The following is an 18,388-nucleotide window of genomic DNA, read 5'->3' as shown; positions in this document are numbered from 1 at the left end:
GGAAAACCGACCCGATCCCGCCGATTCGACACGAATAAGCGGCCCTGGACCGCTTAAATCCTGCCGATCCGGCGGATTTCTGCGAATAAGCCGCTGAGAGACGCTTATTCAGGCCATCCCCATCCCCATCCCCATCCCCACGGCGCCACAAAATGCACGAACCGGCCTCGGGCCGGTTCGCTCCGACTATGCTTTGCAGGTCAGGTGGAATGTTTCAAGGGGAGGTAGCCACCAAACGGCACTTATACCCTGTGCATGGTTACGAAAGCGTCCACTATCTCCGGATCGAAAGTTGTCCCGCGCTTTGAAACGATATCATCCATCAGTTCAAAATGGGACATATCCTCCATGACGATCCCGTTGGCATATCGATCTACCACGCGAAACACGCGCGAGAGATGGTTGATTTGGGCCCCGCTTTTCCCCACCGGATATCCAGAGCCGTCGTAGTTTTCGTGGTGATCCGCGATAATTGCGGCAATGGGATCGGACAGATTGAGTGCTTTTACCATCTTGACCCCAAGTGATGGATGCAGCTTGTATTGTTCAAAGGCGACTTCCGAGCGCATGGGATCCATGACGACTTCGCTCTCCAGCGCCGTAAGTCCATAATCCGCAAACCGAGAGGCCAATATCAAATTGTGGACGTCCTGTTCAGGCAACTCCAGTTCAATTCCAAAGCGCTGAACATAGTAACTGCGGACGTCCAATAGATTTGAGACTTCCGAGCCACTTAATTCCTGCAAGTTCAACGCTTCTAAGCATTGTAAGAAATGTCGAATTCGCCCCAGTGAAATTGCGTGATCGTCACCTAACGTGGAGGGATGGGGCTGCTCTTCCGCCCAGTGTTCCAATTGAGACTCAAGGTTTTGCCACTGTCTCCACATGCCCAATTGCCCAAAGAGGACCTGCGCTTTTTCGCCGAGGCTCATGGCTAAATCGACTTGTCTCATTCGAATCGCAATATTTGCAAACAAGTTGCACAGGCGGGCGACTTCCTCCTTGTTGTAGCTGATGATGGACGACCAAATGACGTCAAGCGCACGTTCGGCGTACTGCACACTTTCTCCCAATCGATTCTGAAGCAGACAAAGCCGCCCCAACTCCGACAATGGCTCCATAAAGTCCCGTCCACCAAGCTCCATAGCTCTTTTTAGGTGACATTCCGCCTCATCGTACATTCCGAGTTCAAGATAAGCCAACCCTCGGTTGTTCGATAGGATGGACTCGGGCAACGGCGTTTGGGTATTCGAGAAGAATTGCTCACTGCGTTCTGTGCTGACGATGGCTTGATCATAAAATCCATTGATCCCTTGAATCGCGGACAAATTGGCAAACAGCATCCCTTTGGTCTGGTCGGACATGCCGCTCAAATCTTCCACCAAGCCTGTCAAATACCGATAACATGTGTCAAATTCTGACATTTTCAAATATGCGACACTCAGATGAATGGTGTATTTCGCTCTGGAGTCCTCATCGCTTGCATATTCAATGGCCTTTGTGAAGTATTGAATGGATTTCTTGTAATCCGGAAATCTCAGAAGATAGATTTTCCCGATCTCGTCGTACAATTCGCCAACCGCATTTTCGTCAGAATGTTCAGCTATCTGACTCTCCAATTGCAGAAACATGCTGTTTGCCATATGAAAAAGTCCCTTGGACAGTATGCTCTTGGCAACGCCAAACGTTTCATCCCAGTTCATTATCCGTCACCCTTTGCGCACGGGGACACGAATCACAAACGTGCTGCCTTCTCCAATGACAGAATCAATCTCCAATGTTCCGCCGAGATACAAAGCCCGTTCCTTCATGCCGAGAAGTCCGTAGTGACCAGCAGGAATGTGATTCGGATCAAAGCCAACACCGTCGTCGCAAATCGTAATTCGCAGTTCATCGTTCTCTTGCGAAACGGTCAACGTAATAGTCTTTGCCTGCGCGTGTTTCTTCATGTTGTTCAGGATCTCTTGAATCAACCGATACAAAGCGACTTGCCTGGCAGGCGCAATCGACTTGGATTCAACCGAGTCCGGCACGTGTATTTCGATGGGCACATTCCAGTTTTGCTGAAGCTGCGTGCATAAGGCTTTCGTCGCCTCAAACAAGCCGACTTCATCCACCGCGATTGGACGAAGATCGTAAATCAAATGGCGAATTTCACGAATCACGGAACCGACTTTCTTATGGAGTTGATCGACTTGATTCTTTGCCATTTCCACATCAGAATCGATCATCATTTTCAAGACTTCGAGTTTCATACTGATATTGGTCAACGTCTGAGCGGGCCCATCATGCAGATCACGGGCAATCCTTCTGCGCTCTTCTTCGAGAATCCGAATACCGTGGTCCACCTCGTCGAAGGCAGGCAAAACTGGTTTCGTATGTGTCATATACGTTTTACCCCTATCGGCTTCAATATCAAGACAATGGAGGAAGGAATGAGCTCCTTCCTCCATATGTAAAGAACAACTTTTACACTAACACGGCCCAGCCATCGTTCGTGAATTTCATCGTGGTACCTGTCGTCGAACGATTTGTTTGTCCCTGAACACTGCCAGAATTGGAACCGACCGCAGATGGAACTCCAGTGCTCCCGTTTGCGTGAACGACATTCGCAAATACCGGTGCGGTTGTCGCCGCCCAGATTCCAGCGACGGCTGCTGCTGACAAGATAAACTTTTTCACAATCAATCTCTCCCCTTACTGTGGGATTCAGGCAACCAGGCGATCATAGGCATTGCCCTTAGACCCTAAGCTTTGCGCCCCTGACTTTCGAACAGGTTTGCCTACATGAACAACAGCCAATATTTGCTGTTACTTTGATTATATGATATTTCGACACAGATCGATAGATTATTTACGAAGTCTTTGCAGAAATTTGTCGGTTGATCGAACATTCTATCCGAGTGAGTCGAAAAGATCGTCAAGCGATTCAGCCGTTAACGAGCTCGAGTCGGTACCCGCATCTTGCTGACAACGCAAAAACAAATCTATAGCCTCCGAGATATCCGCGATGCTCACCGGTTTCGCCAAAAAGTACGACGCACCTGCTTCTGCGGCCAAACGCTGGTTTTCGATGGTCGCCTCCACAGAACATATCACCGTAAAAATCTCGGGATATTTGTGGTGAATGATTTGACACAGCTCAAGGCCATTTTCGCGCCCCAACTGAATATCCAGCGATATCAAATCAACTTCGTGTTCCTGCAAAATGCTCCACAACTGATCCCCATTGTGGGCCAGCGCTACAATTTGAACGTCTTTTCGCAGCCCGTAAAGCATGGACAGCGATTCCGCAGTTTCCTTGAAATCATCGACGATCACGATCTTGATCATATTGAAGACTTCCCCCATATCGGATATTTCGTTCCGTGTTGTACGTCCGTACTCTTCGTCCGTGCACTTCTAACAACGTATTGGGATGATTCACCTGAGCTCGTATGAACCCGTTGAAGTCTTCGACACGGACGCTGGTTTCCACAGCCAACGGACTGCCTAGCTCAGTGACATAGACCGATTTGCGGGCGATGACAAAACCTCCGCGCAATGCCTGCTGAATGGCCACGGTATTGCCGCTTTCCAAGTTGCTTGAATAGCAATTGCATTTCACGACGATGTTGCCAACACTGCGAATGGTGCTCGACGCCACGTGCTTGGCGTGAACAACCGTTCGCTGCGTTGGAGAAGACTCCAGGCTCCGCCTGAACGCAATCAGTTTATCTAAAAAAATTTCACAGTCCTTCTGTGAAACATTCTGACGATAGTTGCGCGACCATGTGGTTTCAATGAGTTCTCGTAAGTCTCGATAGATTGGATCTATGTTCGACAACTCAACCGAACCTTCATCCACAAACTGTTCCACCATCTGCGCCAAACGCTTGTGCCTCTTCTCGAAGAGAATCCCAGGTATCTTCGGAATCGTGGTATGTGCGTCAAACCGTTTGATGGCATGTGCGATCATGAGCGCGTATTCGTGTCCAAAACGACTCAATTCAGGAATCATACGATTTAATAATTGCAATAAACGGTCATACACGATTTGGTGATGCCCAGATATCACGGTCGAACCGTAGATGCCTTCGCCAACCAATACTCCTTGTCCACCGATCACGGACGACGTTTCGATGTCGCCATACACGATAACCGCGCCAGACGCTTTCACGATGGCACCATTTCGAATAGAGCCATGAACGACGATATTTCCGTCAAACTCGATTTTGCCATCGTCCGAAGACAAATTTCTTTCAAAAATCAATTCTGGCACAACATCGATGCGATGTTTCGTATACACCAGTCGCCCTTCTCGAATTGCGACAATGTCGCCGTTGACATCCGTGACACCATCCCCTAATCGCGGTAAGTGCGGTGTTGTCGACGCCGGCAGAATCGGTACACCATAGACATTGACGCCGGGCACGCCTTCGAATCCGGGCTCGATCACCGCGCAGGTCGTTCCGATGGCAACCTTCGGGAGTCTCACTGTTCGAAACAAGGAGTCTCGCTCCGTTTGGAAACTGGTCGACAGCCTCAGATTTGCAGGCTTTCCTTGACGCGGCGGGCTCCCGCGCAATACGACCTCCTGTTGAGTGCCGCGCGCGGTACACAAGCGATGGATGGCCGGATAATCAATGACTCCGTGAAATCCGTTTTTGTACAAAAGGTCTAGAATAACTGCTGGCGACGCCGGGTTGGGGTATCTATCCACTTCCTCAATCTCCAGTTTTAGCCGCCTCTTTGGCACACGATCGTCTTTCAGATGCAATTCTACACCTTTCACGACGTTGGCCCTGACCGAGACAGACAACTCGTCGTCAGACACCACCACGTCGTACGACACCCTTGGCTGAATCGAGGAAAATTGGATATCCACGATATGTGATCGGGACACCACCGTTTCGCCCTCAACTCGTTCTCCATTCACATAAACTTGTATCAGTGGGTTTTCAGGGATCACAATCGTAGCATACGAACCGTCGTTGATGGGATCGGTAACGATCACTTGGCCATCTCGAACGGAAGCGGTACCGTGCACGATGGCGAGGTCGCGTTGTACAGAATGGTTGGAATTTTGCGAAGTACTAGGTAAAACAGGCTCAGGTCTGCTTGGTTCACGAAAGAGATCGTCCACCAAGAGCCTCTTCAAAACTGATTTAATCGACATTTTGCTTCCGCCCACCTTGTCGGTTTTTGGGCGCAAAGATGTTTATGAAATCGATACGAGATACGATAACCATCTCGGCAACCCGTCTATCATAGACATCCTTCGTCCTTAGATACGTGGCTTTGCGTCCCTGTCTTTCGCACAGGTTTGCCATTGATTTTGCACAATGTTTGACAACCTTTTCATATCCGCCAAAATTATACACAATTCGACATGACCCAGTACAGCCTTAATCCCAATGGTAACCTTCTCAATCATACAGAGATTGATATGATGCTGCATCACCAATTCCATCATACGCAAGTCCTGGTCCACATCACGGCAGAAGCCGATTGCATGCTGCGTCCATGACGCACAAGTTCAATCCTTCATACATTCGAATCCATGTGGCCATTTCCTCCCCCGGATCGGAATGGGACGATATTCAGCGAAGGTATTGACCTTGTCTTGACAAACTACCCTCCTCATCGTAGCATCGTTCTATATTTTTTGAATTCAAAATAAAAGTAATGGAGAATGCTACGATGAAGACATTAGATTTTGGTGTTCCGAGTGACTACACACTCCGATTCAGCTCATCGTCTGTATTTGAGTGCGCCTTAAGCATCGCAGCTTTTACCCGAGAGGAAATATACGATAAACTGGATCACAGCCTGGAGCATTTCCGCTCCATGCGAGATCGCATGTCAGACACACTGCACAAGGAAGTAAGTTTGTCCGGCCATGTGCATACATGGCGTAGCTTGCTCTTCTTAGCGCATCAGTGCCCACACGTATGGAATTCCCCATGGGAACAGCACGTCCAGCTTTTTCTCAACTGGATCCAGGAGAATGAACACTGTCTTACGAAACTGGCGGCTCCGTACCTAGGTGAGATATACGTATCGGAATTGGACGATGCCCTCGCCGGAAATCAAACAGCGCAGCGACACCTGATTGAGGTTCACACAGACAACCCTGTGATTCACCTCAACTTGCGTTACCTGTTCTCCGTGAAGTCGCATGACTTCCTAGAACATCTCGTGAATCTATTAACGTATTGGTATAAGGAAATCGAAGGATTCCGTATGGCCGATACAATGATGGCGCTTGAACAGGATCGACGACATGCCGAACAGCTCGCCACCGGATTGACATCTCGTGAACTCATTCGGCTGCTCACGAGAGGGAGTGAACTGCAGCCGCATCCTGGTGTGAATACGCTTTGGCTTGTCCCCCAATTCGCATATCGACCGTTTACCATCATCAATCATCTGGCTCAGTGTGTCGTATACTACTACCCTGTTGGAGACGAGTTTCTTCCCTGGGGCACTACGCATGCCCAAATGAACCAAGCGGCCGCATTGCACAAAGCCCTTGGAGACGTTCAGCGTCTTCGATTACTCACGCTACTTCGTCAGTCTCCGAAGTCGCTCGCTGAAATAACCCATCGACTGAACGCCACCAAGTCGAATATTCACCATCATCTGACCCTCTTGCGCACGGCTGACTTGGTTCAGGTTCAAGATGGCATATATTCACTGAATCATGAGGCCATTTCACGAGTTGGCACGGAGTTACGAGCGCTGTTAGGAGCGCAGCAAACATGAATGAGCGTACTCCGAGGAATCAACCCATACCTGAAGCCCTGTGGAAGAACGCCGATTTTAATTGGTTGATGGCAGGACGGACGGTCTCCGAATTGGGCACGGCGATGACGACGTTTGTGATCCCATGGCTACTTCTCCAGATCACAGGCTCTGGCACACAAACTGGTATTGCGTTCGCGATTGGATTTATACCTTATCTGTGTATTTCATTTCCTGCAGGCGTATGGGCCGACCGATTCGACCGGAAAGCCCTGATGATTGTGGCTGATGCCGCACGACTCGTCTTGTTGCTGTCGATTCCAGCAACCTCACTCGTGACAGGCTTCGCACCATTATGCCTGCTCTATCTGGTTCAGGCGGGACTCAGCGGATTTTCGGCGGTTTTTGACGCATCCTACGCGGCGTGTTTGCCCAGCATCGTTACAACCAATCAATTGCGGGGAGCAAATAACCTACTGCAAACATCCCTGTCGATGAGCAAAAGCGTTGGGCCAATTATAGGGGGTATCGCGATAGCCTGGATCGCACCCGCAAATACGATTTTGTTTGACGTGGGCTCCTACGTTGTTTCCATTTTGACCATATTCCCCATCAAAAGGGCCTTTTCGGCAAAATCACATAAAATTTCGGAATACACAGCAAAGAAAAACTCGTTCTTGCGGGATGTGCGAGAAGGCGTTGGAACCGTATGGGCCATCCAACCAATTCGTTATATGATGGTGTTTTCGACACTCGTCAATTTCGTTGGACCAGGGATGGATGTGGCATTGTTGTATCGGATTCAGCACGAACTCGTTCTTCCGGCATGGTGGGCCGGCATCATGATGGGCGGACTAAGCGCCGGTATGCTGCTTGGGTCGTTCATCCATCGATGGACAGATCAACGCGTCAGTGTCGACCGATGGCTCACCATTTCTTCCATTCTGCAGGTTGTTCCTCCAATCGTTCTATCCGTCTCGAACAACCCGATCATCATGTGTGGAATGCAAATCTTCATTGGCGTGTTATTGGTCGCGTGGAATGTACAATCGGCCACCCTGCGTCAAACGCTGATACCAGATCACTTGCTCGGCCGCACTTCGAGCGCGTTTCGCTTGTCGGCATGGATTTCGATCCCGCTAGGCGACGGGATCGCCGGCATCATCAGCCAACATGTCGGCACTCGAGCGTATTTTGCGTTCGCGGGATGTGTCCTCGCTCTCGTTGCCGCCATCAAGGTTTCAGTGCAATTCGTTGCAAACAGACCGATTCGACACACTTAAATGGCCAGCAGACGCTGATTCTCCCCTGCCGCCGCAGTCTCCGCCGTCGCTGCCTCACTGCACGGAATCATGCGGCTGGCTGCAGGCAAACAGCGGCGCGATCGCGAAGGTTGGCGAAGGTAGACGGCAAATAGGCGGCCCCAGGACGCTTATTTCGGCGAACTGGTCGAATCGAAGGCAAATAGGCGGCCCTCAGCCGCTTATTTGCCCCCGCTGCCCCCGAAATGGCGCACCTTTGGCTCATTAAGCAGCTGTGGGCCGCTTATTCGTCGCTAATCTGCTGATTCGACACACTTAAGCAGCTGTGGGCCGCTTATTCGCAACCCGCAACCCGCAACCCGCAACCCGCAACCCGCAACCCGCAACCCGCAACCCGCAACCCGCAACCCGCAACCCGCAACCCGCAACCAGCGACTCCCCCGCTATCCCCGCCGTCGCAACCTGATCAACTGCCGTATTGATTCTCGACCAAACAAATGCGGACCGCATACGTCTCGTACCACGTTTCCTTGCCCAGGTCCTTCGCCGCTTGATGCTCCGAATGAGCCATCCACGCCTGGATGGCCTCCTTGGATTCCCAATACGAAACCATGATACAGCGTTCTGACTCGGCATACTCAATTCCAAGAAACCCAGGCATTCCTTGAACTAAGCTGGTTAAGCGAGCAGCCATGGCGTCGTGGCTCGCGCGGTCTCCATTTTTTTGAGCGGTAAAAATCACAGCGTAATAAGGAGGTTCTGTGTCGAAATGCAATTTCGTTCCTGTCACGGTCCTTGCACCCCTTGTTGTCTCGCTCTCCCCGTAAATCGCTTTTTCCCCCAGTAAACAATGCCGGTCAACAACGGCAGGCCGAGGCCAACACAAGGCGCGATGTAGATGTAATAGGCGCCAAGAAAATGGTACAGATCTTCACGCGACGATCCCAGCAAGCTCAAGCTCACGGCTGCTGTCAAGAGCAGAACGGGAAATGTGAATGTATTGATTCGATCCGAATTAAGCAACTTGGACATTCCCTTCACTGCGGCAAACATAAACATCGTAATTCGAAAGAAGCTGCCGATGGTCCACAGCAAAATCCCAACGATATCCAAACGTTCGATGATGTTGCTGATCCGTATGTATTGGATCTCCGTATAGGTCGGAAACGCCAGCTCCTTAGCGAGTCCTTCGCCGAATACCATGATGGGTCCCGTGGCTGGCGACAAGAACATCAGAAACAAGACGAGCCCGAGATACAGTGATTGTCTCGGCAACTTCGTTTGATCGCTGGCATGGTCGGCGAAGACAGAGAATGCAACCAGTTCGGAGAACATGGCGATAAAGGCCAGGGTTCCGAAGGCAATGCTCGATACCCCCGCATGCAGCATGGGGTAGACGTTCGTAAAGTCCTTGTCTTTCGCGGACAGCAGTGAAGCCAAAACGCCCAACAACATCATCGGAGGCAATAGAATGGTCATCGCCCTCGCCATGACCTCGACCCCTGAGTACACCCCCCAGGCTACCAGCGACAGTTCAAACAATAAGAAAACGGCTGGCGGCGTCGTGGGATAAATCAGACCCATGAAGTCTGTAACCACTTTGATGGTGATGGCTGCGGCGAAGGTAAAAAACAACAGATAAACGACGGAGAATACGCCGCCCAGATATTTTCCAAATACCTTGAGCACGTGTTCGATGAGCGAACGATTTGGCTTCACGGCTACCTTCAGATGCAAATACACAATCCCCGTCCCGATGATGGACGCGATGATGAGGGATATCCAATCGTTTCTCCCTGCAAACAGAATTGCGAGACGCACATAGACGAAATGGCCGAATGCGGTTGTACTCGCGATGACAATGATAAGCAATTGGAGATTGGACACTTGTTCTTTTGGCTTTTGTGTGGCGTTCGTCATGATTGCACCCACTCTTTGATTGGGGTGTATTCGGGTTGAAAGATGCTTATCAAATCTGGCGCCAAGGGGTCAAAAATGTATACGGCGATACCCACAAACGCAACGCAGAAGATGACCCAATATACAATTTTTTGGTGTATATGTTTTTCCCGCGCTATCTTCTTGTAATCAATCAACAACGTCACACCGACGACAGCAGCCAAAACCAAAATACCTGCAAACATTAGGGTTCCCCTATCTCTGTGGTGTTGGAATCCGTTCCCCGTATGGACGGCCCCGTGATACCGCTGTTGCGAATGTCAGCTTTGACCTGAATCACGGCCGGCATCTTGCTGTACACGTCGCGCCAATTTTTCTCCATACCAACCCACGCCCTCGGATACTTCTTGTGGATGGTATCCATAAAGCCGAACGGATCGGATTGGTATTGGTGTTGGAGTGTATCCATCGTCGATTGCATCTGGGAAGCCATTTCCTGTCCAATAGCAGCACGCACCCTCTCCATGTTCTCGGGTATGTTTAAGTCCAAAGGTGTGCCATTCTGAACGATGTCAAATTGGCATCGCGTGCGAATTGTAATGCTTGGGATTTTGTCGTTTATGTGAATGCGCCTCGACGTATTGATACCGAGCATTCTTGCGCTGATAAAGCCTGGTACCCCTGGTATGTTGACCGTAATGTACTCCCTGTTGATCCGGCCATAGATATAGATGAAGCCCCGAAGCTTCGGACCGCTTAACCATCCAACGAGCTTGTCCTTGTGGAAGACAGCGATGTGCGTAAGGCCAACCGTGTCTTGACTATCTGACACGGTGGAAGACGTTGTGAGCTGTTCAAGACCAAGTAAAAACGGATCGCCTTTGGACAACAACTTCTGCAGGAACACTTTCGCGTCGACGGGAGGCAAGTACTGCTCGGTCTCCAAATCCGCGATGGCGTCGGCAGGCAATCGATTCAAGGCGTACGGCAATTGCAGCATCGCGTGCGCCGTATTGTGGTACGCGACCACCATATATGTTCGAAGTCGCGATTGGGGATTTCGAATGATCTCGTCGGCGATATCGCTCAAACCGAACTTCGCGTAATCCTCGCCCACAACTGTGACCCTGCGTTCTCCCATGAACAATCGCCGGGATAGTCTTTTGCTCGCAATGTCCAGTGCTGAGACAGGGTCCGCCCCTTCGGCTTCCACCAATGCGTACGCATTGTTGGTACCGGTCTTCGTGGTGGGCGATCCTCCGCCTGTGGATCCCAACTCGCTGGGAAGCGCGATTTGCAATGTGGCGAGCACCGAGTTGCCTTGACCGCTTTGCTCCAGATCAGTTCCGGTCGCGACGACAATCGCCAACTGATCGATCTCAGTCGCATCCCAACACCCCGTACACAATAGACAGATCGCGAGGATCGCGAAAATCTTTCGCACGCGTGAACTCACCGCCATCCCCCTCTACGATTGCATCTTGCCTGCTGGGGTACGATTTTTCGGCATCGTGGCCTCGGTGTTTCGCTGTGGATTGGCCTTGCTAAAAATCCGCGAAGACATCCTCCAATGCGGAACGCGGATAAATGTGTCCTGCATGCCCTTGCGAATGAAGGGGGCTACTGGCGACAAGTATGGAACCCCAAAGGAACGTAAAGCGCTCAGGTGCAGAATGATGGCGATTGTCCCTGCCACGATTCCAAACAATCCAAGTGACGCCGCCAACAGGATCATGGGAAAACGCAGCATGCGAAGCGTGATGGCGAAGTTATATCGGGGAATGACAAATGATCCGATGCCCGTGATCGAAACCACAATCACCATCGGTGCCGAAACGATACCCGCTTGGACAGCCGCCTGACCGATCACCAATGCGCCAACGATACTGATGGTCGATCCGACGGTCTTGGGCAGTCGCACGCCAGCTTCTCGCAAGGCTTCGAAGGTAATCTCCATAATCAACGCTTCTACCACGGCCGGAAATGGAGTAACTTCTCGGGCCGCCGCGATGGAAAGCAGGGCCTTTTCAGGCAGAAGCTCTTGATGGAATGTCGTCACTGCGACGTACAACGACGGCAAGTATAAATTGATGAGCAAAAAAGCGTACCGCAAAAATCGGATCGCATTCGCGATGAGATAACGTTCGTAATAATCCTCAGACGCCTGCAGCGCAGACCAGAATACGGTTGGGACAATCAATGCAAATGGCGATCCATCCGTGAGGATGGCAATCCGGCCTTCGAGAAGAGATGCTGCTACGACGTCCGGGCGTTCGGTGTTTTGAATCTGCGGAAATGGCGAGTACGGACTGTCCTCGATGTTCTCCTCGATGTATCCGGAGTCGATGATGGCGTCAGTATCGATCCGTTCAATACGCGTACGTACCTCTTCCACCAGAGCGTTGTCCACGATCCCCTCGATGTAGCAGATACCGACATTCGTCTTCGTATACCGACCGACTTTCATGGTCTCCACTTTGAAATCCGCTGAACGGATTCTGCGCCGAATCAGAGCAATGCCAGTGCGAAGGTTCTCGTTGAACCCTTCCCGCGGTCCACGGATCACGGCTTCCGTATTCGGCTCTTCAACGCCTCGGCCAACACCTCCCCCAGCCGTCAATGCAAGTGCCTCATCTTCACAGTCGACGATCAGAAGAATGTTCATGTCAGTCGTGATCGCGGTGACAGCATCCTCCAACGTCGCGACCCGTTCGGCACCCGAAGTGTGGGCGAATGTCGCTTGAATTTGGGCCAACGTCAACCTGCCTTCATGCTCAGGCCCGTGTGGCGAGGGTTCATGTTCGCTTAAGGGCGACAAAATGTCGGAGTCGATCAACTTGGTGTCAGACAGCACATCCACGTAAATAATGGCTGCGCTGCGACCATCCGCGATCCGAAATTCTCTGAAGACCACGTCGGAGGCATGGTGAAAGACAGAACGAAAATAGGAAAGGTTCTCCTCAATATGTCCAAACAACTTTGCGGGAGGGGTTGTCGTTGACTGCTCCGCGACAGTCCGAGGATCCTCTGGGAGTATGGGTTTGACGCTATTCAATTTGATTCTTGGACGAGATCGGCGAATCCGCATACCTGCCCCCCTCACCCCGATATCAGTCATCCGATTCGTGGATATTTATTCCACAAACGACAATAACTTATCCATTTCATGGGGGGACGGAGATATGCATTTGCAGATTCCGCTGACGAATTACGATTCGGCACGCATGTTTTTCGAAGCCTCTCGGAGTCGGCGGTCCATCACCGTGAGCAGCAAGGCCAAGACGCTGACGGCCATCATGAACACGGCGATACGGTGCATGCCGATATCGGAGACTTTCGCATGGAAGACAACGCCGATCAGCGCCGAAGAAGCGATGGATCCGATGTATCCGAAAGTCCGGAACAAACCTGAAGCCGTTCCAATTTGATCCGCGGTTACCTGCGTGTACAGCGCCGTCTGATTTCCACTGGACATCGTTCCCATCGTCACTCCAAAGACGCTGGTGACCACCAAAATCCAGATGATCGGCGTGCTGCTGGTGAGAACCAGCACTCCGATAGACGCAACAATCGAGGACACAGCGGACACCAGCAGCGGACCCAGCACCAAATTCCGTTTCGAGATGGGGCCAACCACCAACGCCGAAATCACGCTCATCGGAAGTAAGAGCAATCCAGCTTCGAACGACGATACACCTCGTGCCGCTCCAATCCACTCGGTAACGCCGTAAAGCACCGTGTACATGCACAGCGTCAGCGAAGCAAACCGGGTGTACGTGCGAGTGAGCGCGAGATTCTTGGCAAGCAAACGCACATCGATGAACGGGCGTTTTACGTTCAGCTCCCAGAAGAGCAGAGCGGCACCCAACACAGCGGATATCGCAAGGGCCGGCCACACGGGATTCGGCAACGAGAAGAGAAATACCATGAGCGCAGTAATGGTGGCGGCAAACGCGAGGATGCCCGTCACATCAATGCGCAACGCAACCTCGCGGATTGTCTTCGTACCCTCGATCGGTTCATCCTTCGGAATCCAAAACGAAGCCATGAGAAACGCGACGATCGCGAAGGGGATATTGACAAGAAACGTGGCACGCCACCCCAACGCGTCTACAAGCACGCCCCCAATAGGGAGCCCGACAGCAGCCGTCGCGACGCCAGCAATCTGAAGTGCCCCAAGTACGTTCCCGGGCGGCTTCGCCATCCCAGCCGCCTCGGCACGCCGACGGATCAGGAGCATTGCGGAAGGGTAAGCAGTCGAGGTGCCGACACCGATAAAAACCCGTGCCACGACCAGCGTGGCCAAATCTCTCGCGCTCCCGCCCAACACACCGCCTAAGAGAACGAGGAGAATGCCGATCAGAAAGACTCGTCTGGGCCCGAACTCTTCGGAGAGCTTCCCCGCGGTTGGCTGTGCGATGGAGCTTGCCAGATAGAGTGCCGTAACGAGTGTGGTCGTCTGGGCAACGGAGACGTGCATCGCCGCGGAGATGGGTACGAGCGCCGTGGCGATCATCGAACTATTGATGGGATTCAGTGTAGAGCCCATATACAACGGTGCCACGAACCTCCAAGAGAAAGGGGTTCCACCCGACATGACTCGTCACTCCTCATGGTGAATGTGTGTGATGCACGATTGGAAAACGCCTTGTTTCCCGGACCGACCTCATGATACCCTTTGTTCAAAAGGCCGCATCAAGCGGAGATATCTCCGCTTAATGATAGGTGGAGAATTGTCCGTTTGTCAAACAACGTGGAAGACGCATGAAATTCGGATGTTGGGATTTGATCAAACGTGAAAAACACCGAAGACACCCGTCCCCGGGCGGAACGCCGCGACGCCGCCATCAACCGACAGCGGATATTGGGCGCGGCCCTGAAGCTGTTTGAACAGCATGGCGTTGAACACGTCAGCATGAATCAAATTGCTATCGAAGCTCAAATTGGCTCGGGGACCCTGTATCGTCGATACAGGAACAAGAGCGAATTGTGTTTGGATCTCATTAAGGACAATATCGATCAACTCTTTGAAGACATCGGGGCGTATCTACGGCGACATGCGTCCGATCCACCGAGGGAACGGTTGCGGGGGATTATCCATCTGTTCATTCGATTCCGAGAAAGGAAGCTTCAACTCCTTCGGGGCGTCGAGCAATCCTCGCCATTGAACGGAGCCCAGTCCACGACACCCAATCCCGTATATGACACTCTGCATCAGATCTTCGTCAAACTGTTCGACGAAATGGCCGACGAACACCGCTTGGAACCCAACAGCGTGTTTCGGGCCGATATGCTGTTGATGGCCCTAATGAGTGACCCGTATGTATTCCAAAGAGACGTCCGTGGATACTCAACCGATATGTTTGTGGAACAGCTTGGCTTGACGTTTTTCCCGGAGAGATAGCTCCGATCCGAGCAAGAATCGCGTTCTTAACAAGGACTCAGGAGGAACACAGATGCGCGGGTATCGACGACTGATTGCAGGCGTATTCGCTTTTGGCACCGCGTGCGTCGCCAGCAGCTTCCCACACACACCGGTCGCGCTAGCCAGTTCAGCGCCGGTGGCGATTCGCGGAATTATTGAAGGGTTTTACGGACCTCCCTGGACCAACCAGGAGAGAATTGGCTTGTTTCAGTTCATGCAACGAGAAAACCTAAACACGTACGTCTACGCGCCCAAAGACGACCCATATCAGCGTGTCGATTGGCGCGCCCCGTATCCCGCCGCGCGACTCGCCCAAATGAAGGCGTTGGTCAGCGCCGCACAGCGAGATCGCGTGCAATTTGTCTACTCGATTTCACCAGGCATGACAGGCACTTCTGCGAGTGCCATGCAGGAGTCCATCACGTACAGTTCACCGTCGGATCGAAAAACGCTGGAAGCGAAGATCAACCAGCTTCGATCCGTTGGAGTCCATACGTTCATGCTGTCCTTCGACGACATCGAGACGACATTGAAGCCTGCCGATGAAAAGGTCTATGGCGCGAATTACGCAAAGGCGCAAATGGCCTTGGCCAACCAAATCCTGTCTGACGAGAGAAAGTTGGACCCCCGTTTTCAGCTCTGGTTGACTCCGACCTCTTACTATGGATTGATCGACGGCCCATACTGGCAAACGCTCCGCTCCACCTTAAGCCCGACCATCCAAGTCATCTGGACGGGCAAATGGGTGCTGAACGCAACCATCACGAGTGAACAAGCGCAAACCATTACTCGGCTTCTCGGTCGAAAGCCCATCCTTTGGGACAATTATCCGGTCAATGACTACACGTATGACCCAAACATGAGCCACCAGCTCATGATGGGCCCGCTTCAGGGCAGAGATCCGTCGCTGCTGAATCACGTATCGGGCTATATCAGCAACCCGATGTTGCAGCCAGAGGCCTCAAAGCTGGCGTTGACGACCATCGCGGATTATCTCCGGAATCCCGGCAGCTATGAACCGAAGGAGGATTGGCTGAAATCCATCGCGAAAATGCCAGGCGTCACCAACGCCGCGCTGTTCGAGACGTTTGCCGAATTCAATACGACCAGTGTCTTGAACCCCACAGGCTACGCGCCGACCACAGCCATGATCTCCGCGTTTTGGGGCGCCGCAGCGAAGTCCCAAAGAGCGTCAGCGGAAAACCGGTTGAGAGCCGAATTCCGCACGCTGGCCAAACTGCCTGCGACATTGCCGCCCACCATCTCGGACAAGGAATTGCTTCGTGAGATCCAGCCGTGGCTTACCAAACTCGGCGAAGAAGGACAGGGCGGGCTGGACGCGCTGAACGTGATCGACCAGCCGACGGAAAGCAACAAGCAAGTGCTGGTGAAGCAAATCAGGTTGGTCAACGCCTCGCCCTACGAGATCGGCAGCGACATCGTCGCATTTATGCAGAAGGTTGCAAATCGAAGCTAGTCGGCCTCGTTCGGTGCAAAGTTACACTCTGTCAGCCGCACAACCTTGGTCTGTTTCACCCATTTGTAGCCGAACCAAAGCAGAAGGAACACAGGAATTCCAACATACGTGCTCGATATTTTCCTCCAGTCGATTGCTCCTCCTAAAAAGATGTTGTAGTCCTGGCCGAAAATCACGATGATGCACATCACAATGGCGATCAACGGTGCAAACGGAAACCACTTCGCCCGGTACGGCAACTGGTTCAGATCTCTGCCTTGGGCGACGTATGCCCTGCGGAATCGGTAATGACTGACCGTGATGCCAAGCCAAGTGATAAACGCGCTAAGTGCCACAATGTTTAACATCCACGTGTAAAACACGCCATTGCCAACAAGCGATGATAAGAACGCGACAAGACTGAGCAGAATGGTTACGACCATCGCGTTGATAGGCACACCACGTCTGCTGACTTTTGCAAATATCGCCGGAGCCTTCCTTTCTTTCGCAAGCGCCCACAGCATTCTGCTCGAAACGTACACAGCCGAGTTGCCAGCCGACAGGACCGATGTCAGAATGACCGCGTTCATCACCGCCGCCGCCAAGGCGAATCCCGCCCGCTTAAACACAATCGTGAACGGGCTCACCGCGATGTTGTGAATGCTTGAGTTGAGCAGGTTCGGATCGGTATACGGAATCAACATACCGATAATAAAGATGGATACAATGTAAAAAATGAGTATTCTCCAAAAAACCGTTCGGATCGCTTTCGGAATGTTCTTCCCCGGGTTTTCGCTTTCACCTGCTGTCAGTCCAACGACCTCTGTGCCGGAAAACGCGTAACCGGCCACTAAAATCGTGCTGAAGATGGCCATGCCGCCGCCGTGAATGGGACTTCCTCCGAGCGTAAAATTGCGAAATCCAGTGGAATGTCCACTTAAAATACCAAAGATCATCAGAATCCCAACAACAATGAACAGGATAATCGTTACGACTTTGATCCCAGCGAACCAATACTCGCCTTCTCCATACCCTTTTACGCTAAAGGCATTCAGCAAGCACAAAATGACCAGAAAAATGGCGCTCCAAAGAATCGCCGAACTGTGAGGAAACCAGTATTTCATCACGATGGAACCGGCAGAAAGTTCGGTTGGTACGCATGCTGTCCACGAGAACCAATAATTCCACCCAATCGCGAACCCAAAAGCGGGATCGACAAATTTGGACGCATAGGTCTCAAACGAGCCCGAGACTGGCATGTACGTCGCCATTTCGCCAAGGCTTGTCATGACAAAATAGATCATCACGCCGACGATCATGTACGCGATGAGCGCTCCTCCAGGGCCAGCTGTATGTATCGACGATCCGCTGGCCACAAACAGACCGGTTCCGATTGCACCCCCAAGCGCAATCATCGACACGTGCCTCGGGCGCAAGTGTCTCTGTAGACGCTGTTCAGACGGTGTTTCGTGGATCATGAAGCGTTCCTTCCCATTCGTTAAGTATTGTCGTGGATAGTTACAGTCATTTTTTGAAGATACCGCTTCACGGCGTATCATATCAACGGCAATGTTTAGCTTGTTTTCCTTTTACCTCCGCATACATACAAACCTCAAAATT

General features: G+C 51.8%; 16 protein-coding genes and 2 riboswitches. Of the genes, 4 read left to right on the top strand and 12 right to left on the bottom strand.

Annotated features, from left to right (window positions below; genetic code table 11):
* Nucleotides 1–242: 242 nt before the first annotated feature.
* The 5 genes from AAC01S_RS09385 to AAC01S_RS09365 form a co-directional block, all read right to left on the bottom strand.
* Nucleotides 243–1,703 carry an HD domain-containing phosphohydrolase gene (locus AAC01S_RS09385; protein ID WP_067621436.1) on the bottom strand — a complete coding sequence of 487 codons (1,461 nt, stop codon included), beginning with the start codon at nucleotides 1,701–1,703 and terminating at the stop codon, nucleotides 243–245.
* 6 nt (nucleotides 1,704–1,709) lie between these two features.
* A complete protein-coding gene (locus AAC01S_RS09380) occupies nucleotides 1,710–2,387 on the bottom strand; it encodes a sensor histidine kinase (RefSeq protein WP_067621435.1) in 678 nt (225 codons plus the stop codon).
* A gap of 82 nt (nucleotides 2,388–2,469) precedes the next feature.
* Complete coding sequence (locus AAC01S_RS09375) at nucleotides 2,470–2,682, bottom strand: hypothetical protein (RefSeq protein WP_067621434.1); 213 nt, start codon at nucleotides 2,680–2,682, stop codon at nucleotides 2,470–2,472.
* Between the two features lie 27 nt (nucleotides 2,683–2,709).
* A riboswitch (cyclic di-GMP riboswitch) is annotated at nucleotides 2,710–2,794 on the bottom strand.
* A 101-nt stretch (nucleotides 2,795–2,895) separates the two neighbouring features.
* Nucleotides 2,896–3,333: a response regulator gene (locus AAC01S_RS09370; protein ID WP_067621433.1), complete on the bottom strand. Its 438-nt coding sequence runs from the start codon at nucleotides 3,331–3,333 to the stop codon at nucleotides 2,896–2,898.
* Nucleotides 3,308–5,158: a FapA family protein gene (locus tag AAC01S_RS09365; RefSeq protein WP_067621432.1), complete on the bottom strand. Its 1,851-nt coding sequence runs from the start codon at nucleotides 5,156–5,158 to the stop codon at nucleotides 3,308–3,310. The genes AAC01S_RS09370 and AAC01S_RS09365 overlap by 26 nt, the downstream gene beginning before the upstream one ends.
* A gap of 73 nt (nucleotides 5,159–5,231) precedes the next feature.
* Nucleotides 5,232–5,320, bottom strand: a riboswitch (cyclic di-GMP riboswitch).
* A gap of 362 nt (nucleotides 5,321–5,682) precedes the next feature.
* Between AAC01S_RS09365 and AAC01S_RS09360 the strand changes: the two genes are divergently transcribed.
* Together AAC01S_RS09360 and AAC01S_RS09355 are read left to right on the top strand one after the other, a co-directional pair.
* A complete protein-coding gene (locus AAC01S_RS09360) occupies nucleotides 5,683–6,747 on the top strand; it encodes an ArsR/SmtB family transcription factor (protein WP_067621431.1) in 1,065 nt (354 codons plus the stop codon).
* Nucleotides 6,744–8,009 (top strand): MFS transporter, encoded by a 1,266-nt coding sequence (locus AAC01S_RS09355; protein ID WP_067621430.1) that lies wholly within the window; start codon nucleotides 6,744–6,746, stop codon nucleotides 8,007–8,009. Before AAC01S_RS09360 ends, AAC01S_RS09355 begins: the two co-directional genes overlap by 4 nt.
* Before the next feature lie 445 nt (nucleotides 8,010–8,454).
* On the opposite strand, the gene AAC01S_RS09350 is transcribed toward AAC01S_RS09355, so the two are convergent.
* From AAC01S_RS09350 to AAC01S_RS09325, 6 genes are all read right to left on the bottom strand, one after another.
* A complete protein-coding gene (locus tag AAC01S_RS09350) occupies nucleotides 8,455–8,778 on the bottom strand; it encodes an antibiotic biosynthesis monooxygenase family protein (RefSeq protein WP_245630148.1) in 324 nt (107 codons plus the stop codon).
* Nucleotides 8,775–9,908, bottom strand: a complete 1,134-nt coding sequence (locus AAC01S_RS09345; RefSeq protein WP_067621429.1) for a GerAB/ArcD/ProY family transporter — start codon at nucleotides 9,906–9,908, stop codon at nucleotides 8,775–8,777. Before AAC01S_RS09345 ends, AAC01S_RS09350 begins: the two co-directional genes overlap by 4 nt.
* Entirely contained in the window at nucleotides 9,905–10,132 is a 228-nt protein-coding gene (locus AAC01S_RS09340; protein ID WP_067621428.1) for a hypothetical protein, read from the bottom strand. Before AAC01S_RS09340 ends, AAC01S_RS09345 begins: the two co-directional genes overlap by 4 nt.
* Nucleotides 10,132–11,343 (bottom strand): Ger(x)C family spore germination protein, encoded by a 1,212-nt coding sequence (locus AAC01S_RS09335; RefSeq protein ID WP_067621427.1) that lies wholly within the window; start codon nucleotides 11,341–11,343, stop codon nucleotides 10,132–10,134. Before AAC01S_RS09335 ends, AAC01S_RS09340 begins: the two co-directional genes overlap by 1 nt.
* Nucleotides 11,344–11,355: 12 nt before the next feature.
* Nucleotides 11,356–12,975 carry a spore germination protein gene (locus AAC01S_RS09330; RefSeq protein ID WP_067621426.1) on the bottom strand — a complete coding sequence of 540 codons (1,620 nt, stop codon included), beginning with the start codon at nucleotides 12,973–12,975 and terminating at the stop codon, nucleotides 11,356–11,358.
* 120 nt (nucleotides 12,976–13,095) lie between these two features.
* A complete protein-coding gene (locus AAC01S_RS09325) occupies nucleotides 13,096–14,451 on the bottom strand; it encodes an MFS transporter (RefSeq protein WP_245630147.1) in 1,356 nt (451 codons plus the stop codon).
* 231 nt (nucleotides 14,452–14,682) lie between these two features.
* Here AAC01S_RS09325 and AAC01S_RS09320 point away from each other — a divergent pair, with 231 nt between their 5' ends.
* Nucleotides 14,683–15,291 (top strand): TetR/AcrR family transcriptional regulator, encoded by a 609-nt coding sequence (locus AAC01S_RS09320; protein ID WP_067621424.1) that lies wholly within the window; start codon nucleotides 14,683–14,685, stop codon nucleotides 15,289–15,291.
* Between the two features lie 52 nt (nucleotides 15,292–15,343).
* Nucleotides 15,344–16,789: a protein O-GlcNAcase gene (locus AAC01S_RS09315; protein ID WP_067621423.1), complete on the top strand. Its 1,446-nt coding sequence runs from the start codon at nucleotides 15,344–15,346 to the stop codon at nucleotides 16,787–16,789.
* On the opposite strand, the gene AAC01S_RS09310 is transcribed toward AAC01S_RS09315, so the two are convergent.
* The gene (locus AAC01S_RS09310) at nucleotides 16,786–18,246 is read right to left on the bottom strand and encodes an amino acid permease (RefSeq protein WP_067621422.1); all 1,461 of its coding nucleotides are present in this window, start codon (nucleotides 18,244–18,246) and stop codon (nucleotides 16,786–16,788) included. The two genes, AAC01S_RS09315 and AAC01S_RS09310, sit on opposite strands and share 4 nt — an antisense overlap.
* Nucleotides 18,247–18,388 lie beyond the last annotated feature (142 nt).

Origin of the sequence: Alicyclobacillus acidiphilus NBRC 100859 (assembly GCF_001544355.1) — a bacterium.
GTDB classification, from domain to species: Bacteria; Bacillota; Bacilli; order Alicyclobacillales; family Alicyclobacillaceae; genus Alicyclobacillus; species Alicyclobacillus acidiphilus.
Note: the sequence above shows the minus strand (reverse complement) of the source record. Positions and strands in the feature narration are given on the sequence as shown.

Bases quoted from the DNA above. Each gene is read 5' to 3' on its own strand.
- AAC01S_RS09385 (WP_067621436.1), bottom strand. From the start codon at position 1,703: ATGAACTGGGATGAAACGTTTGGCGTTGCCAAGAGCATACTGTCCAAG.
- AAC01S_RS09380 (WP_067621435.1), bottom strand. From the start codon at position 2,387: ATGACACATACGAAACCAGTTTTGCCTGCCTTCGACGAGGTGGACCAC.
- AAC01S_RS09370 (WP_067621433.1), bottom strand. From the start codon at position 3,333: ATGATCAAGATCGTGATCGTCGATGATTTCAAGGAAACTGCGGAATCG.
- AAC01S_RS09365 (WP_067621432.1), bottom strand. From the start codon at position 5,158: ATGTCGATTAAATCAGTTTTGAAGAGGCTCTTGGTGGACGATCTCTTT.
- AAC01S_RS09360 (WP_067621431.1), top strand. From the start codon at position 5,683: ATGAAGACATTAGATTTTGGTGTTCCGAGTGACTACACACTCCGATTC.
- AAC01S_RS09355 (WP_067621430.1), top strand. From the start codon at position 6,744: ATGAATGAGCGTACTCCGAGGAATCAACCCATACCTGAAGCCCTGTGG.
- AAC01S_RS09345 (WP_067621429.1), bottom strand. From the start codon at position 9,908: ATGACGAACGCCACACAAAAGCCAAAAGAACAAGTGTCCAATCTCCAA.
- AAC01S_RS09340 (WP_067621428.1), bottom strand. From the start codon at position 10,132: ATGTTTGCAGGTATTTTGGTTTTGGCTGCTGTCGTCGGTGTGACGTTG.
- AAC01S_RS09330 (WP_067621426.1), bottom strand. From the start codon at position 12,975: ATGCGGATTCGCCGATCTCGTCCAAGAATCAAATTGAATAGCGTCAAA.
- AAC01S_RS09315 (WP_067621423.1), top strand. From the start codon at position 15,344: ATGCGCGGGTATCGACGACTGATTGCAGGCGTATTCGCTTTTGGCACC.
- AAC01S_RS09310 (WP_067621422.1), bottom strand. From the start codon at position 18,246: ATGATCCACGAAACACCGTCTGAACAGCGTCTACAGAGACACTTGCGC.